This is a genomic window from Methylobacterium sp. XJLW (assembly GCF_003254375.1).
In the GTDB taxonomy this organism is placed as follows: domain Bacteria; phylum Pseudomonadota; class Alphaproteobacteria; order Rhizobiales; family Beijerinckiaceae; genus Methylobacterium; species Methylobacterium fujisawaense.
The window spans coordinates 1,998,799-2,018,721 of the sequence record NZ_CP016429.1; the positions used below are offsets into that span (position 1 = coordinate 1,998,799).

17 protein-coding genes, 1 tRNA gene and 2 pseudogenes are annotated in these 19,923 nt (G+C 72.1%); 10 read left to right on the forward strand and 10 right to left on the reverse strand.

The features are described 5' to 3' along the window. Positions 1-74 precede the first annotated feature (74 nt). On the forward strand, positions 75-1,427 hold the full coding sequence (locus A3862_RS09245; protein WP_043379391.1) for an L-serine ammonia-lyase: 1,353 nt from the start codon (positions 75-77) through the stop codon (positions 1,425-1,427). A gap of 88 nt (positions 1,428-1,515) precedes the next feature. After that, positions 1,516-2,217, forward strand: a complete 702-nt coding sequence (locus A3862_RS09250; protein ID WP_236961887.1) for a hypothetical protein — start codon at positions 1,516-1,518, stop codon at positions 2,215-2,217. Positions 2,218-2,225: 8 nt separating this feature from the next. Here A3862_RS09250 and A3862_RS09255 read toward each other — a convergent pair whose 3' ends face one another. Next, positions 2,226-3,269, reverse strand: a complete 1,044-nt coding sequence (locus tag A3862_RS09255) for a MaoC family dehydratase (RefSeq protein ID WP_043379397.1) — start codon at positions 3,267-3,269, stop codon at positions 2,226-2,228. A 12-nt stretch (positions 3,270-3,281) separates the two neighbouring features. Then, a complete protein-coding gene (locus A3862_RS09260) occupies positions 3,282-3,584 on the reverse strand; it encodes a YggT family protein (RefSeq protein ID WP_010684838.1) in 303 nt (100 codons plus the stop codon). Positions 3,585-3,707: 123 nt separating this feature from the next. Here A3862_RS09260 and A3862_RS09265 point away from each other — a divergent pair. Both A3862_RS09265 and A3862_RS09270 read left to right on the forward strand, forming a co-directional pair. Next, positions 3,708-3,783 (forward strand) — tRNA-Ala (locus tag A3862_RS09265). Positions 3,784-4,058: 275 nt separating this feature from the next. Beyond that, complete coding sequence (locus A3862_RS09270) at positions 4,059-5,387, forward strand: alpha-amylase family protein (RefSeq protein WP_043352595.1); 1,329 nt, start codon at positions 4,059-4,061, stop codon at positions 5,385-5,387. 54 nt (positions 5,388-5,441) lie between these two features. Here the strand turns inward: A3862_RS09270 and A3862_RS09275 are convergent, their stop codons facing one another. Next, entirely contained in the window at positions 5,442-5,813 is a 372-nt protein-coding gene (locus A3862_RS09275; protein ID WP_043759707.1) for a hypothetical protein, read from the reverse strand. A gap of 739 nt (positions 5,814-6,552) precedes the next feature. On the opposite strand from A3862_RS09275, the gene A3862_RS09280 reads away from it, so the two are divergent. The 4 genes and pseudogenes from A3862_RS09280 (at position 6,553) to A3862_RS09295 (ending at position 9,925) form a co-directional block, all read left to right on the forward strand. Next, positions 6,553-8,013 carry a helix-turn-helix transcriptional regulator gene (locus A3862_RS09280; protein WP_043759706.1) on the forward strand — a complete coding sequence of 487 codons (1,461 nt, stop codon included), beginning with the start codon at positions 6,553-6,555 and terminating at the stop codon, positions 8,011-8,013. Positions 8,014-8,231: 218 nt separating this feature from the next. Next, positions 8,232-9,154: pseudogene (locus tag A3862_RS09285) on the forward strand (PhnA-like protein). Positions 9,155-9,260: 106 nt separating this feature from the next. Further along, complete coding sequence (locus A3862_RS09290) at positions 9,261-9,464, forward strand: CsbD family protein (protein ID WP_043350217.1); 204 nt, start codon at positions 9,261-9,263, stop codon at positions 9,462-9,464. 77 nt (positions 9,465-9,541) lie between these two features. After that, entirely contained in the window at positions 9,542-9,925 is a 384-nt protein-coding gene (locus tag A3862_RS09295; RefSeq protein ID WP_043350215.1) for a CsbD family protein, read from the forward strand. Positions 9,926-10,162: 237 nt separating this feature from the next. Here A3862_RS09295 and A3862_RS09300 read toward each other — a convergent pair whose 3' ends face one another. From A3862_RS09300 to A3862_RS09315, 4 genes are all read right to left on the reverse strand, one after another. Further along, entirely contained in the window at positions 10,163-10,525 is a 363-nt protein-coding gene (locus tag A3862_RS09300; protein WP_111474324.1) for a DUF6285 domain-containing protein, read from the reverse strand. Continuing rightward, the gene (locus tag A3862_RS09305) at positions 10,522-11,565 is read right to left on the reverse strand and encodes a phosphotransferase family protein (RefSeq protein WP_111473532.1); all 1,044 of its coding nucleotides are present in this window, start codon (positions 11,563-11,565) and stop codon (positions 10,522-10,524) included. The genes A3862_RS09300 and A3862_RS09305 overlap by 4 nt, the downstream gene beginning before the upstream one ends. Positions 11,566-11,582: 17 nt before the next feature. After that, entirely contained in the window at positions 11,583-12,761 is a 1,179-nt protein-coding gene (gene bktB / locus A3862_RS09310) for a beta-ketothiolase BktB (RefSeq protein WP_043379482.1), read from the reverse strand. Between the two features lie 70 nt (positions 12,762-12,831). Further along, entirely contained in the window at positions 12,832-14,037 is a 1,206-nt protein-coding gene (locus A3862_RS09315; protein WP_043379413.1) for an acyl-CoA dehydrogenase family protein, read from the reverse strand. Between the two features lie 164 nt (positions 14,038-14,201). On the opposite strand from A3862_RS09315, the gene A3862_RS09320 reads away from it, so the two are divergent. Further along, the gene (locus tag A3862_RS09320; RefSeq protein ID WP_111473533.1) at positions 14,202-14,915 is read left to right on the forward strand and encodes a TetR/AcrR family transcriptional regulator; all 714 of its coding nucleotides are present in this window, start codon (positions 14,202-14,204) and stop codon (positions 14,913-14,915) included. A 103-nt stretch (positions 14,916-15,018) separates the two neighbouring features. Here the strand turns inward: A3862_RS09320 and gph are convergent, their stop codons facing one another. Together gph and A3862_RS09330 are read right to left on the reverse strand one after the other, a co-directional pair. Continuing rightward, a complete protein-coding gene (gene gph, locus A3862_RS09325; RefSeq protein WP_236961896.1) occupies positions 15,019-15,723 on the reverse strand; it encodes a phosphoglycolate phosphatase in 705 nt (234 codons plus the stop codon). Between the two features lie 397 nt (positions 15,724-16,120). Continuing rightward, the gene (locus A3862_RS09330; protein ID WP_043351262.1) at positions 16,121-16,486 is read right to left on the reverse strand and encodes an MliC family protein; all 366 of its coding nucleotides are present in this window, start codon (positions 16,484-16,486) and stop codon (positions 16,121-16,123) included. Positions 16,487-16,903: 417 nt separating this feature from the next. Between A3862_RS09330 and A3862_RS09335 the strand changes: the two genes are divergently transcribed. Then, positions 16,904-18,853, forward strand: a complete 1,950-nt coding sequence (locus A3862_RS09335; RefSeq protein ID WP_111473535.1) for a putative bifunctional diguanylate cyclase/phosphodiesterase — start codon at positions 16,904-16,906, stop codon at positions 18,851-18,853. Between the two features lie 60 nt (positions 18,854-18,913). Here A3862_RS09335 and ruvB read toward each other — a convergent pair. Continuing rightward, positions 18,914-19,923: pseudogene (gene ruvB / locus A3862_RS09340) on the reverse strand (Holliday junction branch migration DNA helicase RuvB).

The following is a 19,923-nucleotide window of genomic DNA, read 5'->3' on the forward strand; positions in this document are numbered from 1 at the left end:
CTGCGGGACCCGCATGGCCGGCTTCCTGCAGGGCCGCGTCCGGGGCCCGGGCCGATAGGGAGAGACGCCACGCCATGATCAGCGCCTTCGATCTGTTCAAGATCGGGATCGGCCCGTCGAGTTCGCACACGATCGGCCCGATGGTCGCCGCGCGCCGCTTCCGCGACCGCGTCGCCGGCCGGTCCGGCGTCGCGCGGGTGAGCGCGGAGATCTTCGGCTCCCTCGCCTGGACCGGGCGCGGCCACGGCACCGACGTGGCGATCTACCTCGGCCTCCTGGGGCACGAGCCCGCCACCGTCGATCCCGACGCCGTGGCCGGTTACACGCAGGCCCTCGCCGAGACCGGCGCCCTCGGCCTGCCCGGCATTGCCTTTGATGGCACGCGGGACCTTCTCTTCAACTTCACCGAGGTGCTGCCGCGCCACACCAACGGCATGCGCTTTCGCGCCTACGATCCTGCCGGCGGGCTTCTGGACGAGGTGGTCTGCTACTCCGTGGGCGGCGGCTTCGTGGAAGAAGAGGACGAGCCCGGCACCGCCGGCCTGGACGCGGTGGCGCTGCCGTATCCGTTCGAGAGCGGCGCCGACCTCCTGCGGACCTGCGCCGAGACCGGCCTGACGATTCCGCAGGTCCAGATGGCCAACGAGCGCGCCCTGCGCTCCGACGCGGAGATCGAGGCCGGGCTCGATGCCATCCGCGACGCCATGCTCGCCTGCATCGCCCGGGGTCTGCGCATGGACGGCGAGCTGCCGGGCGGCCTCAAGGTGCGGCGGCGCGCCAAGCGGCTCCACGCGACGCTCGAAGCGAACCGGCTGTCCAACAGCCGTCCGGCCCACGAGATCATGGACTGGATCAGCCTGTTCGCCCTGGCGGTGAACGAGGAGAACGCCTCCGGCGGCCGCATCGTCACGGCGCCGACCAACGGTGCGGCCGGGATCGTCCCCGCGGTGCTGCGCTACATCGTGGATTTCTGCCCCGGCTGGAGCGAGTCGCGCGGCCGCGACTACCTCCTCGCCGCCGCGGCCATCGGCGGGCTGATCAAGCGCCGGGCCTCGATCTCGGGCGCCGAGGTCGGATGCCAGGGCGAGGTCGGCTCGGCCTCGGCCATGGCGGCGGCGGGCCTCGCCGCGATCCTCGGGGGCGAGCCGCCCCAGGTGGCCAACGCCGCCGAGATCGCCATGGAGCACCATCTCGGCATGACCTGCGACCCGATCGGCGGCCTGGTGCAGATCCCCTGCATCGAGCGCAACGCCTTCGGCGCCAACAAGGCGGTGGCCGCCGCCTCCCTGGCGCTGCACGGTGACGGGGTGCATTTCGTGAGCCTCGACCAGGTCATCGAGACCATGCGCCAGACCGGGCACGACATGCAGGCCAAGTACAAGGAAACCTCCCTGGGCGGCCTCGCGGTCAACGTCGCCGCCTGCTGAGCACGCCGGCCCCGGCGCGCCGCGCACGATCCCGCGGGTGCGCGGGTTCCGCCTGTCGCGGGCGGGGAGCTTCGGCTAGGATGGCGGGATGATCAGACGCGCCGATTCCCGTCCGTTCAGCCGCCTCGCGGCCGGTCTCGCGCTCGGGGCCGGTCTCGGGCTCGGGGCCGCGTGTCTCCCGGCGGGTCCCGCCGCCGCCCAGGCGTTGTTCTGGCCGTCCGTCGGCTTCGCGCCGCTGCCCTCCTTCGCCTGGCCGCAGATGCCCGAGGACGCGTATGGCCGCTGGACCGGCTCCTACGCGCGCCTCTCGACCGGCTACGCGGTCAGCACGTCCCGGCATTTCGGCAGTTATTCGGGCCCGACGATCGGGTTCGAGGGCGGCCGGATGTGGCAGGAGGGCCCGATCCTCTACGGCATCAGCGGCGGGTTCGATTATCTGGCCGGGCTCGACGGCACCCTCACGCCGGGCTTCGGGCGGCTCGCCTATTCCAACGACTTCGCCGGGTCCCTGGAGGTGAAGGTCGGCACCCTCGTCGCGCCGGACGTGCTGGTCTACGCCAAGACCGGCGCCCTGGCCCTGCACCAGACGCTGCGCGTCGGGCCGACCCGGGGTCGCTGCCGTTCACGCGCCAGGACATCGCGGTGCGGCCGGTCGCGGGCGTCGGCGTCGAGTGGGCGGTCACGGACCGCCTCTCGCTGGCGGTCGAGGCGGGCGTGGTCGGCGGCGGGATCCGCTGAGGCGGTCTCTGCCGGCACCGCCGCGCGGCGGTGCCGGGAGGCGGCCCCCTGATCGGCCCCCTACTTCGGGACGAAGGCCCAGTAGTCGAGGTCGAGAATCACCGCCGGGTCGTAGCCGTCGCCCGCGCGGTCCGGGAAGGCGCCGCAAGACTGATTCTTGGTGGCGACCGTCCGCAGGCGCAGGAGCCCGACATCGTCGCGGCCGACATCGGCTGTGGCCAGCACCTCGCTCCAGGCATAGACCGTGTCGCCGGCAAACAGCGGTGCCACGTGGCGGCCGGCATTGATGCCCGCGAGGGCGAAGGCGTTGCCGAGCCCGTTGAAGCTCAGCGCCCGGGCGAGCGAGATGACGTGGCCGCCGTAGATCAGGCGCCGGCCGAACCGGGTGTCCTTGGCGGCCAGCCCGTCGAAATGCACCTTGGCGGTGTTCTGGAACAGGCGCGTGGCGATCTGGTGCTCGGCCTCCTCGACGGTCATGCCGTCGACGTGGTCGATCTTCTCACCGACCGCGTAATCCGCGAAGCGGTGCGGGCTGCCGGCGAGGTCGGTGTCGTAGGCGGCGGCCGAGAGCTTCGGCAGGGCGCCCGCGAGATCCTGCGGGTCGACCACCTTGGCGAGGCTCGGCACGTGCTCCTCGGCGATGGCCGCCTCGGGGTCGCGCTTGCGCACGAGGACCCAGCGGCAATAGCTCAGCACGGTCTCGCCGCGCTCGTCGGAGCCCACCGAGCGGACATAGACCACGCCGGTCTGGCGGTTCGAGCTCTCCTTGAGGCCGATCACCTCCGACACGGTGGAGAGCGTCTCGCCCGGATAGACCGGCCGCCGGAACCCGCCCTCGGCATAGCCGAGATTGGCCAGCGCGTTCAGCGAGACGTCCGGGACGGTCTTGCCGAACACCATGTGGAAGGTGAGCAGGTCGTCGAGCGGGCTCTTCGGGTAGCCGATGGCCCGGGCGAAGGCGTCCGACGACTGCACGGCGAAGCGCGGCCCGTAGAGGCCGGTGTAGAGCGCCACGTCGCCCACCGTCACGGTGCGCGGGGTGGCGTGGCGGATGGTCTCGCCGAGGCGGAAATCCTCGAAGAAGCGGCCGGGATTCGTCTTCACGGGCGTTCGGTCCTACTGCGCGTAAACGTAGGTTGCGGGCACGGCGTACTCGTGCAGCAGGCGGCTGATGAACAGCAGCAGCAGGATCAGGATGATCGGCGAGATGTCGACGCCGCCGAGATTGGGCAGCAGGTTGCGGATCGGCCGCAGCACCGGCTCGGTCAGCCGGTAGAGCACCTCGCCGATCTGCGCGACGATCGGGTTGCGCACGTTCACCACGTTGAACGCCACCAGCCAGCTGAGAACCGCGCTTGCGATGAGGACATAGATGAAAAGCTGGACGACCGTGTCGAAGAGCCAGATCAGGGCGTTCATGCAGGTCCGCGCGCTATCCTCGGGGCGCCCGCACCCCAGCGCCGGAGCGGCGCGCGGCGGGCGACGTTGAAACAGGGAATTGACAGGCTGAGCCGCCCGCGCCTACAAGGCCGGCGCCTCGACGGGGCTGTAGCTCAGATGGGAGAGCGCCGCAATCGCACTGCGGAGGTCAGGGGTTCGAATCCCCTCAGCTCCACCAGGCCTTCCTGGTGACAATTCAGCATCCTGGCGACGCGGCGATATCGCCGTCGCAGCCAGGACTTAGCGGTAACCAGCCGCGATTTTCGCGCCCTGCGCCCCTGTCCGATCACCGATCTCAAGCCTGCTGGCGCCCGGACCGCGCCTGATCCGCGGGCGCGGAGGGATGGGCGACCGCGGGCCGTCTCACGCCGCGCGGCCGCGTCCGGACCGGCGGCCCTGCAACCATTGCGGCGGACCGGGGTTCGCTCCCGATTGACGACAGGCGGAGGCCGGGTGGCGCCCTGGATCGAACAGACAGTCTGGTGGCAGGTCTTCCCCCTCGGCTTCGTCGGCGCCCCCGACCAGGCCGACCCGGCCGCACCGGTCGTGCATCGCCTCTCCCACCTGCAGGCTTGGCTTGACTACGCGGTGGAGCTCGGCGTGTCCGGGCTGGCGCTCGGGCCGATCTTCGCGGCCGCCACGCACGGCTACGACACGATCGACCCTTTCCGGATCGATCCGCGCCTGGGCGATGAGGCCGATTTCGACGCGCTGATCGCCGCGGCCCGTGCCCGCGGCCTCCGCGTCCTGCTCGACGGGGTGTTCAACCATGTCGGGCGGGCCCATCCCGCCTTCCAGGACGTCCTGCGCAACGGGCCCGAAGCCCGGCAGGCCAACTGGTTCAGGCTGTCCTGGCCGCGGGGCTCCGGCCCGGGCATCGAGCCGGACTACGCCTGCTTCGAGGGCCATCGGCAACTCGTGACGCTCAATCACGACGCGCCGCAGGTCGCCGATCATGTCGCCGCCGTCATGGACCATTGGATCGCCCGCGGCGCCGATGGCTGGCGGCTTGACGCGGCCTACGCGGTCCCCCCGCACTTCTGGGCGCGCGTGCTGCGGCAGGTCCGCATCGCCCACCCGGAGGCCTACATCGTCGGCGAGGTGATCCACGGCGATTACGCCCGCTTCGTGCGGGACACCGGCATGGATGCGGTGACCCAGTACGAGCTGTGGAAGGCGATCTGGAGCGCCCTCAACGATCGCAACCTGTTCGAGTTGGCCCACGCCCTGGACCGGCACAACGGCTGCCTCGACACGTTCGCGCCCCTGACCTTCGTGGGCAACCACGACGTGACGCGGATCGCCAGCCGGCTCACGGACGACCGGCACCTGCCGCACGCCCTGGCGATCCTGCTGACCTGCGGCGGAACGCCCTCGATCTATGCCGGCGACGAGCAGGCCTTCCGCGGCGTGAAGGAGGAGCGGGTCGGCGGCGACGACGCGATCCGGCCGGCCTTCCCGCCGACGCCCGCGGACCTCGCTCCGTACGGCTGGCCGATCTACCGGCTGCACCGGGACCTCATTGCGCTGCGGCGGCGTCATGCCGGGCTGCACCGCGCGCGGACACGGACCCTGCACCTCGCCAACGAGCAGCTCGTGGTCGTGCTGGGCGACGGCGCCGCGCGCGTCCTGCTGGCCCTGAACCTCGCCGACGCGGCCGTTCCGCTGCCGGTCCCGGATGCCCGGGCGATCGAGGCCGGCCAAGGCGATCTCGCGGAAGCCGGCGGCCCGAGCGCCCGGGTGACCCTTCCGCCCCACGGCTGGGCCATCCTGGTTGTCTGACCGTCGCGGGTCGGCCCGCGACGGATCGGCCGCGGCCCTGCCCTACCCCGTGCCCTACCCCGTGCGGCGCGCGGTCCAGCGGCCCGCACAGGCGCCGAGCCCCGACAGGGTCCAGCGGCCGGTCCCGGCGGATCCGCGCAGACGGCCCGAGACCAGGACGCTGGCGAGCCCCTTGCGGATCGTGCCGGTGATCCGGCCGTCCGCGCCCGCCCGGCCGGACGCGTCGACGCCGTTGCCGCCGGCATCGTCCACGGTCCCGTCCCGGATGACGATCGGGTAGCTATACGGCCCCGTGCAGCTCCCGCTCTCCGCGGTGGCTATGACCGACCAGGCTCCATCGAACCGGTTGGCCGCGTAGGCTCCCGTCGGAGCGCCGACGGCGAGGAACAGGGCGGGCGCGAGCAGTGCAGCACGAAGTCGGGTCATCGTCTCCTCTGTGGTGATTTCGAAGCGCGGGCGCGGTTCATCCGCGGCCGGATCATCGACAGGGCCGATCGGGTGCGGGCCTGAAAGGGCAACGGGCCGGACGCGCGCCCGGAGTGGCGCGGGCGTCCGGCCTCGCGGCCGTGCCGGACAAGAGGGCCATCCGCCCGGCACAACCTCGACAAAGGGGTGGGATGCCGTGGAAGCCTGGGGCCCCACGGCACGTCCCGCAACCCCGATATGGCCCCTAACACGTTCTTTCAAATGAGAGATTTGTACCAGTACGGCGCGCTTTTTTCACGCCGCCGATCCGGACGCCCGACCGCTCCCGTCAGGAGAAGTTCCGCGAAGGCCCGCCGCCCAGGCGGCGCGGCCCACGGTGCCCGACACGGCCGGCAGGCGGGCCGGCCGGTGCCCCGGACGCGATGCGGCATCGACTTCTGCAACTTCTAAACAGTGGTCGCGAAGATCCGCCCCGGGGTCGCACCGGCCCCGGCGCTTCTGGCCCGGTGTTCGGTCGATATCCGCACGTTCGGCACGCCCAGGTCTGCTGGGCGGTTCGCCGGCGATCTGCGCGAGACAACGCCTCGACGGGCTGGGCATCAATCCTTGGCTCAAAACGCCCGCGTCGATGATGCGTGTATACCAAGAAAATAACTTAGGTGAGGGAACCTGCTTGTGCGCAACCCGTTTGTGCCCGGCTGCCGGAGGAGCGGCGAGCGCGGCATGGGGTGCGAGAGCGGTGACGGCGGGCGTCGACAGGCACGAACTCCGGCAGATCATCGCCGGCCTGAGCGAGGGCGTGATCCTGGTCGAGCCCGACCAGACCATCGCGTACGCCAACGCCGCGGCCCTGGCGATGCACGGCGCCGAGAGCCTCGACGAGCTCGGGCCGACCGTGGACGCGTACCGGGACCGGTTCTGCCTGCGCTACCGCAACAACGTCGCGCCCAACCAGTATCCGATCGAGCGCGTCGTCGCCGGCGAGCGCTTCCACGATGTCGTGGTCGAGGTGCGCCGGGCCGACAAGCCCGAGATGGATTTCGTCCACTCGCTGCGCAGCCTCGTGGCCACGGACCGCGACGGCAAGCCGAGCTGCCTCGCGCTGATCCTCAAGGACGTCTCCGACCAGTTTGAGGCCGAGGAGCGGTTCGAGCGGACCTTCAACGCCAACCCGGCCCCGGCGGTGATCACCCGGCTGTCCGACCTGCGCCACGTCAAGGTCAACACCGGCTTCCTGGAGATGACCGGCTTCACCCGCGACGCCGTGATCGGCCGCAGCGTCTACGAGGTCGACGTCCTGGCCGGCGCCCGCAACCGCGACCTCGCCGTCGCGCGCCTCGAGTCCGGCGGCACGATCCCCCAGATGGAGGCCTGCCTCGACCTGCCCGACGGCGGCAGCCGCTTCGTGATCGTCGCCGGCCAGCCGATCGCGATGGGCGACGAGCCGTGCATGCTGTTCACCTTCGCCGACCTCGAACTGCGCCGGAAGGCCGAGACGGCCCTGCGCCAGAGCGAGGAGCGCTTCGCCAAGGCGTTCCGGATGACGCCGGTGCCGACCGTGCTGGTGCGGGCGGACACGTTCCAGGTCACCGGCATCAACGAGGCGTTCAGCCGGGTCTTCGGCCACGGCGAGGACCGGATCGTCGGGCGCAGCCTCGACGAGGCCGGGCTGTGGGTCGCCGACAAGCAGCGCCTGCAGGTCGAGGCCGCCCTCGACCGGCACGGCTACGTCCTCGGGGTCGAGGTGTGCCTGCGCCACGAGAGCGGGACGAATCTCGACTGCCTGGTCTCGGCCGAGCGCGTGACCATCAACGATGCCGAGTTCGCCCTGCTGGTCCTGCAGGACATCACCGAGCGCAAGCACACCGAGCGGGAGCTGTTCGACGCGATCGAGACCGTGATGGCCGACACGTCGTGGTTCAGCCGCGGGCTGATCGAGAAGCTCGCGACCCTGCGCCGCCCCGGCCGGGAGGCCGCCGAGGGGGCGGCGCCGAACCTGACGGTGCGCGAGCGCCAGATCCTCAACCTGATCTGCTCGGGGCTCGGCGACGACGCGATCGCGCGCAAGCTCGGCCTGTCGCGCAACACGGTGCGCAATCACGGCGCCGCCTTGTACCGCAAGATCGGCATCCACAAGCGCAGCGAGGCGGTGGTGTGGGGGCGCGAGAACGGCTTTCCGCTGAGCAGGCCTGACGGATGAATACCGCCGTACCGGTATGTTCGGACCATTGATCGGGCGATGTCCGCCCTCATCTTCCGCGCGGCCAGAGTTCTTCCGCGCGGGACGAGGCGCCCGCGACTGAGCCCCCTCGCCGGCGCCGCCCCACCGCGACGCCCCCTGGCGACGCCCCCACCGGCGACACCCCCTTGCGACGACCCACGACGACCCACGACGACCACCACCACCGGAGTGACAGCGTGACCACCATCCAGACCGTAGCAACGCCCCTCGCGCCGGACGCGCACGCCGACACGCGTGCCGTCCTGCTCAACCAAGTGTCCTGGGGGGCGATCTTCGCCGGCGCCGTCACCGCCCTGGTCACCCAGGTGATCGTGAACCTCGTCGGCGTCGGGGTGGGCCTGGCCTCGGTGGGCACCAGCGCCGCCGACAATCCCTCCGCCTCCACCGCCTCGATGGGCGCCGGCATCTGGTTCGTGGCCTCGGGCATCGTCGCCTCGCTGGCCGGCGGCCTGATCGCCGGCCGGCTCTCGGGCAAGCCCCTGCCGGGCGCGGCCGCCCTGCACGGTCTCGTGTCCTGGGCGGTGACGACGCTGGTCGTGCTCTACCTGCTGACCTCGGCCGCCAGCGGCCTGGTCGGCGGCACGCTGAGCACGGTCTCGGGGCGCTCGGCGGCGCCGGCACCCTCGTGGGCGGCACCGTGCAGACGGCGGCCCAGGCGGCGGCGCCGTCGCTGGCGAAGATCTCGAACCCGCTGGACGGCATCGAGCAGAAGGTCCGCCAGCAGACCGCCGGCCAGGACCCGCAGGCGGCCCGCGACGCGGCGGTGGCGGCGATCAAGGCGCTGTTCACGGGTGACGCGTCGCAGAAGCAGCAGGCCGAGGCCCGCGCGGCCGACGCCCTGGCCAAGGCGCAGAACATCCCGGTCGATCAGGCCCGCCAGCAGATCCAGGATTACGAGACGCAGTACGACCAGGCGGTGGCCACCGCCAAGCAGAAGGCCGAGGCCGCGGCCGTGACGGCCAAGTCGGCGGCCACGCAGGGCGCCTTCTACGCGGCGCTGGCGCTGATCCTGGGGGCCCTGGCGGCCTTCCTCGGCGGCCGCCTGGGCGCGCCGAAGCCCGCGACCCTGCTCGGCGCCTACGAGACCCGGCGCGTCTGACCGCCCTCGGCGCCCGCGCCTCCATGCGGGCGCCGCCCATCCCCGGCGGGCGGAACGCGCCCGGCCGGGATCCCTGCCCCCCCTCCAACCGTACGGAGCACACGCGATGAGCAGCACCACCGACAAGATCAAGGGCCTGGCCAACGAGGCGGTCGGCAACGTCAAGCAGGCGGCCGGCAAGGCTACGGGCAACGACAAGCTGGTGGCCGAGGGCAAGGCGCAGGAGCTGAAGGGCGAGGCCCAGAAGACCGTCGGCGACGTCAAGGACGGCGCCAAGACTCTCGCCGACAAGATCACCGGCAAGCACTGATCCTCATCCCGCGGCGCCGGGCCACCGGCGCCGCAGCCCCCCGGCGAGGTCCCATCACCCCGAGACAGGAGAGCAGCATGAACCGCGACCAGATCCGTGGCGCGTCCCGTCACCTCAAGGGTCGCGCCCAGACCGCCCTGGGCGGCCTGACCGGTGACCCGGCCCGCCAAGTGCGCGGCGCCGTCAACCAAGTGGCCGGCGGCGCTCAGTATGCCTACGGTCGCGCCCGCGACCGGGCCGAGGATTTGGCCGACGATGGCCGCCATCTGGCCGAGGCCGCCCGGACGCGGGCCGACCATCTCATCGGCGAGGGCCGCGAACGCGCCCGGGACGTGCGCCGCCGTGGCGCGGTCTACGGCCGGCAGGCGATCCGCACGGTCGAGGCCAACCGCACGAACACCCTGCTGGGTCTGGCCGCGCTCGCCTTCGCGGCCGGCTGGCTCGTCCGCCGCACCCGCTGAAGGAGGCCCCCATGCTGCGCAAGATCCTGACGGCCTTCATCGTGCCGAAGCTCATCGCCTATGTCGGCCGCCGCTTCGACCGGCGCCAGCGCACCGGCCGGACCTACTGAGGGAACGCGCCGTCGCGGCGGCCGTCGTTTCCGCGCCCGCCCCGGTCGCGGACGCCGGGAGACCCGCCGGGGCGACGCGGCCCGCCTCCGCGGCGGCACCCGCACGCCCTGCGCGACCCGCGGGCCGCTATCCCGGCGCCTTCCAGATGCCGGCGGCGATCCGCGTCGTCTCGACCAGTGCCGCGTGGAGCGCCGCGTCGCCGTCGCAGCGGCCGGCGCGGATGGCTGCGACCAGAGCCGCCGGCGCGGCGGCGTCCCCTTCGGCGGCGTCCCCTTCGGCGGAGAGCACGCCAAGCACCCGCGCCCAGGCCTCGGCGGCGGCGCCCTCCTGCTCGATCTCCCGCAGGACGATGCCCATCGCGTTGGCGGCCATCAGCAGGACGTAACGCTGGCGCCCCGACAGGGCGGGGGCGACCTCGTCGAGGAGGCTCTGCCGGGCCACCGCCAGGAGGGCGGCGCCCGCGGGCGCGTCCGGGAAGGCGGCGCTCATCGGGCTCCCCATCGTTCGGGCGCGGTCTCGCGCAGGATCGTGGCTTCGAGTTCGGGCGCCATCCGGCCGGTGAGCGCGAGCTCCAGCGACGTCTCCTGACCCGAGACGTGGCGGTGGCCCTGCTCCAGGGCGATCACCGCCCAGCGCAGATGCGCCATGATCTCCCAGTAGCGCACGGCCTCCGGGTCGATCCTGCGTCCGCTCTCGGCCTCGTAGCCGCGGTAGAAGGCGGCCCGCGGGGCGATGCCGCCGGCCTCCAGGTCGGGCCGGCCGAACCGCCAGCAGGCGGCGCAGAACCAGCCGATATCCTGGACCGGATCCCCCCAGCCGGCGAATTCCCAATCGAGGATCGCGGTCAGGCCCTCGGCATCGACCATGTAGTTGCCGGTGCGGAAGTCGCGATGCACCAGGACCGGCTCGGGACAGGGCGGCGCGTGGCATTCGGCCCAGCGCAGGCCCCATTCGAGGGCCGGGCGCACGGCGCCGATCCCGTCGAGATTCGCCCGCAGGGTGCGGATCTCGGTGAGCGCCGGATGCGCGTCGGGCGCACCGAGGAAGGCGAGGTCGTCCGCCAGGGCGGCGCGGCCGGGGCCATCGGCCCGCAGGATTCCGTGGATCCGGGCCAGCTCCCGCCCGAGCTGCTCGGCCAGGGCCGCCCGGTCGCCGCCGAGGCGCGTGTCCTTCACCACCCGCGGCCCCAGCCCGACCCCGGAGACGAGCCCCATCAGGGCGAAGGGCGCCCCGACCACGACCGGATCGGCGCAGAATCCGACCGGCTCCGGCACCCGCACGCCGGCCGCGAAGGCGGCGCGCAGGATCCGGAACTCCTCGGCCCGCGGGCGGCTCGACGCGATGGTGGCCGGCGCGTCCTTGCGCAGGACGAAGCCCCGCTCGCCGCCGTCGACCCGGCAGGCCAGCATCCAGTTCTCCTGGATCGAGCCGCCGGTCAGCGGCCGGATGTCGTCGAGGGTGACCGTCCCGGCCCCCAGGGTCCGGCCGATCCAGGCGCAGAGCGCCGTCCTTTGACCTGCGTCCAGCATGGGGGTTCAGGGCCGCGTCACTGGACGCGCTCAAGGGCCAGGGCGATCCCCTGGCCGCCGCCGATGCACATGGTCACGAGACCGTAGCGGCCGCCGGTCCGGGCCAGCTCGTAGAGGGCCTTCACGGTGATGATCGCCCCCGTGGCGCCGATCGGATGGCCGAGGGCGATGGCGCCGCCGTTGGGGTTGACCGTGTCGGGATCGAGGTCGAGGGCGCGGGAGACCGCGCAGGCTTGGGCCGCGAAGGCCTCGTTCGACTCGATGACGTCGAAATCCCCCGCCCGCAGCCCGGTCCGCTCCAGCAGGCGCCGCACCGCCGGCACCGGGCCCATGCCCATCTCGGACGGGTCCACGCCCGCATGGGCGTAGCCGACGATCCGGGCGAGCGGCGTCGCGCCGTCGCGCTCGGCCTGCGCGGCGCTGGACAGGACCAGGGCGGCGGCGCCGTCGTTCAGCCCCGAGGCGTTGCCGGCCGTGACGCTGCCGGTCTTGGAGAAGGCCGGGCGGAGCTTGGCGAGGTCGTCGGCGCTCGTGGCCTTCGGGTGCTCGTCGGTGTCGAAGGCCACCGTCTCGCGCTTCCGCTGCACGTCGATCGGCAGGATCTGATCGCGGAACCGGCCCTCGCGGATCGCCCGGGCGGCGCGCGCCTGGCTCTCGGCCGCGAAGGCATCCTGCATGGCGCGGGGGATGGCGTAGCGCTCGGCCACGTTCTCGGCGGTGACGCCCATATGGCCGTTGCCGAACGGGTCGCTCAGCGCGCCGAGCATGTAGTCGACGAGGACGGCGTCGCCCATGCGCGACCCGGTCCGCCCGGTGGTCAGGAGGTGGGGCGCGCGGCTCATGCTCTCGGCCCCGCCGGCCACCGCAATCTCCGCGTCGCCGAGCAGGATGGACTGCGCGGCCGAGACGATCGCCTGCAGGCCGCTGCCGCAGAGGCGGTTGACCGTCATGGCCGGCACCTCCTTGGGGAGGCCGCCCTCCAGGGCGGCGACGCGGGCGATGTAGGCGTCCCGGGGCTCGGTGGGGATGACGTTGCCGAGGACCACGTGGCCGACCGCCTCGGGCGCGGTCCCGGCCCGGCGCAAGGCCTCCGCGACGCAGCGGGCGGCGAGGACGGAGGGGGGCGTTCCGGCGAGCGCGCCGCCGAAGGTGCCGATCGCGGTGCGCACCGCGCCTGTGATCACGACATCGGTCATCGTCTTGGGCTCCATGGCTTACTCGGCCGATCGGCGGATGGGACAGCGGACAGCCTGGACGAGGCCGTGCTCACGCCCCGACACCCCACGACCAGAAGGCGTCGCCCTCGGCCTCCAGATTGCGGTTGAGCACCATCTTGTGGACCTCGTCGGCCCCGTCCACGAGGCGGGCCTGCCGGGCGTAGCGGTAGATCCATTCCAGCGGCGTGTCGGTGGAATAGCCCCGGGCGCCGTTGATCTGGATCGCCGTGTCGGCGGCCGCGTGGAGGAGGTTGGCCACGTGCACCTTGGCCATCGACACCTCCTTGCGGGCGAAGCTGCCCTGGTCCAGCGCCCAGGCGGCCTTCATCACCAGGAGCCGCCCGATCTCGATCCGCATGGCGAGGTCGCCGAGCATCAGCTGGATGCTCTCCCGGTCGGCGAGGCGCACGCCGAATCCGTGCCGCTCGGCCGCATAGGCCCGGGCGATCGCGACGCAGCGCTTCGACAGGCCGAGCCAGCGCATGCAATGGGTCAGCCGCGCCGGCCCGAGGCGGATCTGGGTGAGCTTGAGGCCGTCGCCCTCGCTCATCAGCACGTTCTCGGCCGGGATTTCCAGGCCCTCGAACAGCAATTCGCAATGGCCGCCATGCTCCTCCGGCCCCATGATCGGGATGCGGCGCAGGATCCGCCAGCCGGGCTGGTCCCTGTGGAACAGGAAGGCGGTCAGCCCCTTGCGCGCGTCGTCGGAGGTGCGCGCCATCAGGATGAAGTGCGCGGCCTCCTCGGCGCCGGTGATGTACCACTTGCGGCCGGTGACCACGTAGCGGTCGCCCCGCCGCTCGGCCCGGGTCTGGATCATCCCCGGATCGGAGCCGCCGCCGGGATGCGGCTCGGTCATGGCGAAGGCCGAGCGGACCCGTCCGTCGACGATCGGCGCGAGCCAGCGCGCCTTCTGGGCCGGCGTCGCCACCTTCTCCAGCACCATCATGTTGCCGTCGTCCGGCGCGGCCGCGTTGAACACGACCGGCCCGAAGATCGACCGGTTCATGGCCTCGTAGCAGACCGCCATGCCGACCCTGTCGAGACCGGCGCCGCCGGTCTCGGGCCGCAGCTGCAGGCACCACAGGCCCTGGTCGCGGGCGAGACCCCGCAGCCGGGCCAGCTCGGTGAGGCTGATGTTGCCGTGGCCGTCATAGGCCGTCGGATCGGCCTCCAGCGGCAGGATGTGCGTGTCCACGAAGGCCGCGATCCGGGCGCGGTAATCCTCGACGCGCGGGGAGATGGTGAAATCCATGAGCCCACCTGCTGTGCCGGCCCAGGCGATAAAAATCGAGCGAGCGCTCGCTTTTTATCGCCTAGATTCGGATCTGGCAACGCGCTAAGGGCGACTGGCAACGGGCCAAGGGACGGGGACCGTCTTCGGCCGTCGCCCCGACCGGCCCGCGCGACGATGGATCGATGAGACCCGCTGACGCTCCCCCGTCCGCCCGTCCGGCCGAATTGCCGGCGAAGGACGCCTACGCGACCGAGGCGATCTGCGCGCGGATCCTGGCGCGGCACCGGGACCGGATCAGCGTCCGGAAGGATCACGTCGCCACCGCCAACCTCGCCCGGATCATCGAGGCGGTGCTGAAGCTGTCGAGCCGGCAGGGCTTCCACGAGACCAGCCTGCGCGACCTCGCGCAGGCCTCGGGCCTCAGCATGGGCGGGCTCTACTCGTACTTCGACAACAAGAACACGCTTCTGGTGATGATCCTCACCGAGGTGGCCGAGACGGCCGAGGCCGTCCTGCGGCAGGCTCCCGCGGGGATCGAGGGGGATCCGGCCGCGCATCTGCGCTGGCTGATCGAGACCCATATCCGCCTGACCGAGGCGATGCAGCCCTGGTTCGTCTTCGCCTTCATGGAGGCGAAGGGATTTCCGGCCCCCGCCCGGACGATGGCGACGGAGAGCGAGGCCGCCACGGAGCGCATCTTCGCCGAGGTCCTCGCCCGCGGCGTTGCGGCGGGCGTCTTCGCGGTCGCCGACGTCGATCTCACCGCCGCGCTGATCAAGCCGCTCCTGCAAGACTGGTACGTGAAGCGGGCCAAGCACCGGAAGCGCGGCATCCCGATCCAGCGCTACATCGCCGGCGTCATCGCCTTCGTCGAGAAGGCCATCGCGGCGTCCTGACCGCGTCCGGCGCGGCCCGCTTCGCGCCGCTGCCGGCCGCCCTCCGCGAACGGACCGCCCGGGCGCCGGGCGTCCCCGGCCGCCGCGCCCTCGCGGCGAGGCGCTAGGAGGCCGGGGCGCGGCCCGACGCCAGCGCCCCGGGCAGCGCCCCGATCAGGACCCGCAGGCCGCCGATGTCGTCGAGGACGGCGTCGGCGGCGTCTTCGTCTTCGGGGCGCCCGTAGCCGTAGCGGGCCAGGATCGCGGCGACGCCCGCCGCGCGGGCCGCCGCGATGTCGTGGTGCATGTCGCCGACCATGACGGCCCGGCCGGGCTCGACCCCCAGCCGGCGCAGGGCCTCCCGGAGCGGCGCGGGATCGGGCTTGCGTTGGGGCAGCGTGTCGCCGCCCACCACCGTGTCGATCAGCGGCGTCAGCCCCACCGCATCCAGGATCAGGCCGGTGGCGCGGGCCGGCTTGTTGGTGACGATCGCCAGCGCGAGGCCCGCCTCCCGGAGCGCGCGGACGGCTTCCGCCGCGCCGGGGAACAGGGCCGTGCCGGCCGCCGCGATCGGCTCGTACACGGCCAGGAAGGCCGGCAGCAGCTCCGCCGCCCGGTCGGCGTCGCCACCGGAGGCCCACAGGGCGCGCCGCAGCAGCGCCAGGGCGCCGTCGCCCACCATCGCCCGCACCGCGGCGGCCGCGACCGGCGGCAGGCCTTCCTGCGCCAGGGTCGCGTTGAGGGCCGTCCGGAGATCGGCCAGGCTGTCGACGAGGGTGCCGTCGAGATCGAGGAGAACGGCGTCGAAGCGCGACGGGGCCGCAGGCAAGGGTGTTCTCCGCGTCGAGGGGACCGCCGCCGGACGCCGACGCTTCGGTCTCCGGGACGGGCAGTTCCTAGCGGGTCGCGCGCGGCCGGGCCAGGGAGCGCCGCTCGCAACGGGCGCGACCCGCGATGACGCGGCCATGTCCGGGCCATGTCCGGCCCGTGACCGGCCCCGCGGGTTCGGACGATTGCGAGCGGCCCGGCGGATCGCGCGGCGCATCCGCACGCGGCTGGCGAATCCGGCCTCCTGGGCGATCGCCCCGATGGCAGGCGTCTCACCGCCCGGATCCGCTCGGCCGCCGCGACGCGGATCGTCCCGACGGCCCGGCGCGCCGGGACACGAAGCGTGACCGGACGGGAGGCATCCGCGTCCGGACCCGGCGGCCCGGATGCGGCACCGCCTATCGCGGCCCGGAGCCGGCCGGCGTCTGATCGGTGCAGGTGATGGGCTTGCCGGACCCGTCGGTCCACGTGACCGACCGCCCCTTGCCCCGCAGCTCGTGGGTGGCGTCGGCATAGCGGAACCCCGACCCGCTCAGCTGCACCGGCAGGGTGACGGCGCCGCCGTCGCCCGGCCGGACGATTGCCTGCTCCGGCCCCGCGCCGTTCACGAACGTGACGGCCAGCGTCCGCCCCGTCGGACAGGCGAAGGTCACGTGGATCGTCTCGGGCCGCCCCGGTCCGGCCGCAGCCCCGTGCGGCCCGGCGGCCACGAGCAGGCCGCCCACGAGGATCGCGGGCCGGACGGCACGGGCAGGGATTCTCATCGACCACTCTCCAGACACGTTCCGGCGGCCGCGTGGCGGCCGTCCCGACGATCATCGCCGGGATGCGCCCTGCGGGCAATCGGAGGCCTTCCCGGATCACTTGAAATGCGCGGAACCGAACAATTGTATTGATCTAGAATATTTCATTGCCGCACAGTAACCAAAGACCAATACAGTAAATAATTCACGATTTGTCCAACGCGACAAGACGGATCACGGTCCAGTCTCGTCCATCACGGTGTGCCGGCCGCGATCGAAGATCGGTCCGGTCGGCGAGCCAAGCGTCCGGGGCTGTTGCGACGGGGCTGTCCAGGACGCGAATCCGGGTCGTGGCTGACCACCGCCCGCGCGCGCCGCTTAAATGGCTCCTTAATGAAAGGAAAATAGTAATGCGAAAATCGCGCAGCTGCAGATCCAATGAACCGCCCGAAACACGCTCTGTCGACACTGATCGCGGCGCTGACCAAATCCCCGCGCGGCCTGACCGCCATCCGTCAGCTCGCGGAACTGCAGAAACAGGTCCCGTCCCTCTACGGACTGCTCTCGGTCAATGCCTGCGCGCTCGCCGCGACGCATTATGCCCTGGCGCCCGCCATCCTGACGCTCGGCATTCCGGCGGTCGTGATCTCGCTGTGCCTGATCCGCGGGGTCCACTGGCTGCGCCTGCGGCCCGAGACGTTGAGCGAGGCGCAGGCGGTCCATCATCTGCGGCGGACCACGGTGCTCACGATCTTCTTCTCGATCGTCTTCGTGGTCTGGGCGATGGTCCTGACCGGGTTCGGCGGCCCCTACGAGCAGGGCCACGCGGCGATCTTCGTGGCCGTCACGGTGATCGCCTGCATCTTCTGCCTGACCCATCTGCCGGTCGCGGCCTTCCTGGTGACCGGCATCGTCATGAGCGTGTTCCTGTTCTGCTGCGTGACGAGCGGGAACAAGGTCTTCCTCGCCATCGCGGCGAACACGGCCTTCGTGACGGTGGTGATGGTCCGGACCCTCAACACCAACTACCGGGCCTTCGTCGACCTCGTGGCGTCCCAGGCCGTGGCGAGCCGGCTTTCCGAGGAGAATGCGCGCCTTGCCCAGACCGACAGCCTGACCGGCCTGCCGAACCGCCGCTACTTCTTCCAGAAGCTCGACGAGGCGATCCGCTCGCCCTCGGAGGCGGGCGCGCCCTTCGCCCTGGCCATCTTCGACCTCGACCGTTTCAAGCCGATCAACGACACCTACGGGCATAATGTCGGCGACCGCGTCCTGGCGGAAGCCGGCCGGCGCCTCGCGGAATTCGCCAGCGCCGACGTGGTGGTGACGCGGCTGGGCGGCGACGAATTCGGCGTGATTCTCCGAGCGTCCGAAGGGGCCGCGGCGGCGCTCGCCTTCTGCGACGGCATCTGCACGGCGCTGCAGCAGCCGACGCGGATCGGCGACATCCGGGTCGTCACCGGCTGCTCGGGCGGCCTCGCCCTCTCCTGCAAGGCCACGCGCGACGCGGACGCCCTGTTCGACCGCGCCGACTACGCGCTCTACCACTCGAAGGAGCAGCGGCGCGGCGCAACGACCCTGTTCTCGCAGGAGCACAAGGACGCCATCCATGCCGAGCAGGCGGTGGAGACGGCCCTGCGGACGGCCGACCTCGCCGCCGAGATGGTCCTGCACTACCAGCCGATCCTCGACACGGAGACGGGACGGATCGCCTTCGTGGAGGGTCTGGCGCGGTGGACGAGCCCGTCGCTGGGCCAGGTCGGGCCGGACCGGTTCATCGCGGCAGCCGAGCGCTGCGGCATGATCCACACGGTCACGCTCCTGCTTCTGCGCAAGGCGCTCGCCGACGGCGCGCGGCTGCCGCCCGAGACCGGCCTGTCCTTCAACCTCTCCGCCCACGATCTCGCCTCGCCGGAGACCGTCCTGGCGATCCTGGCCGCGGTGCAGGGCAGCGGCTTCGACCCGCGCCGGCTGACGCTCGAACTCACCGAGACCGCCCTGATGCGCGACTTCGATCACGCCAAGGCGGCCATCACCGCCCTGCGCAGCCTCGGCATCAAGATCGCGCTCGACGATTTCGGGACGGGCTATTCCAGCCTGGGCTACGTCCACCGCCTGCCGCTGGACAAGATCAAGATCGACCGCAGCTTCATGGTCGACATCAACACGGACCGGGGCTGCAGCCTGATCTCCACGATCCTGGACCTGTGCCGCAACCTCGGTCTCGACGGGATCGTCGAGGGGATCGAGACGCAGGCCCAGCTGGACGTGGCGCGGCGGCACGGCAGCCGCTACGTCCAGGGCTATCACATCGGCCGGCCGATGCCCCTCGCCGACCTGCTCCAGCGGATGGACCACGACGCCGGCGCGGTGCGTCGCAGGGCCTGAGGGACGGGCGGGCGGCGCGTCGCCATCCGCCGGCACGGCGCCGTCCGTCGGGCCGCAGCCTCAGGCGGCCACCGGGGCCGCCCCGGGTTCCGGCAGCTGCATGTGGCGATAGGCGTGCCGGGTGAGGACGCGGCCGCGGGGGGTGCGCTGCACGAAGCCGCGCTGGATGAGATACGGCTCGATGATGTCCTCGATCGCGTCGCGCGGCTCCGACAGGGCCGCCCCGATCGTCTCGATCCCCACGGGCCCGCCCCCGAAGGAGCGCGCGATCAGGCTCAGGTACTTGCGGTCCATCACGTCGAGCCCGGCCGCGTCCACGTCGAGCAGTTGCAGCGCCCGGTCGGCGATCGCCCGCGTCACCGTCTCGGCCTCCGCCACAACGGCGAAGTCCCGCACCCGCCGCAGGAGACGCCCGGCGATCCGCGGCGTGCCCCGCGCCCGCCGGGCGATCTCGTTGGCGCCCTCCGCCGACATCCCCAGGCCCAGGACCCGCGCCCGCGCGCCACGATCTGCTCCAGCTCGTCGATCTCGTAGAATTCCAGCCGGATCGGGATCCCGAACCGGTCGCGCAGCGGCGTGGTCAGAAGCCCCGCCCGGGTCGTGGCGCCCACCAGCGTGAACTTCGGCAGCTCGATCTTGACCGAGCGCGCCGCCGGGCCCTCGCCGATGATCAGGTCGAGCTGGTAATCCTCCATGGCCGGGTAGAGGATCTCCTCCACCGCCGGGTTGAGCCGGTGGATCTCGTCGATGAACAGGACGTCGCGCTCCTCCAGGTTGGTGAGCTGCGCGGCCAGGTCCCCGGCCTTGGCGATCACCGGGCCGGAGGTCGAGCGGAAGTTCACGCCGAGTTCGCGCGCCACGATCTGGGCGAGCGTCGTCTTGCCCAGGCCCGGCGGGCCGACGAACAGCACGTGGTCCAGCGCCTGGCCGGTCTTCCGCGCCGCCTCGATGAACACCTGCATGTTCGCCCGCGCCGCACGCTGCCCGATGAACTCGGACAGGCTCAGCGGGCGGATCGTCTGATCCGGCTCGCCGGCGACCGGATCCGCGCCCGTCCGGAGCGGCGCCAT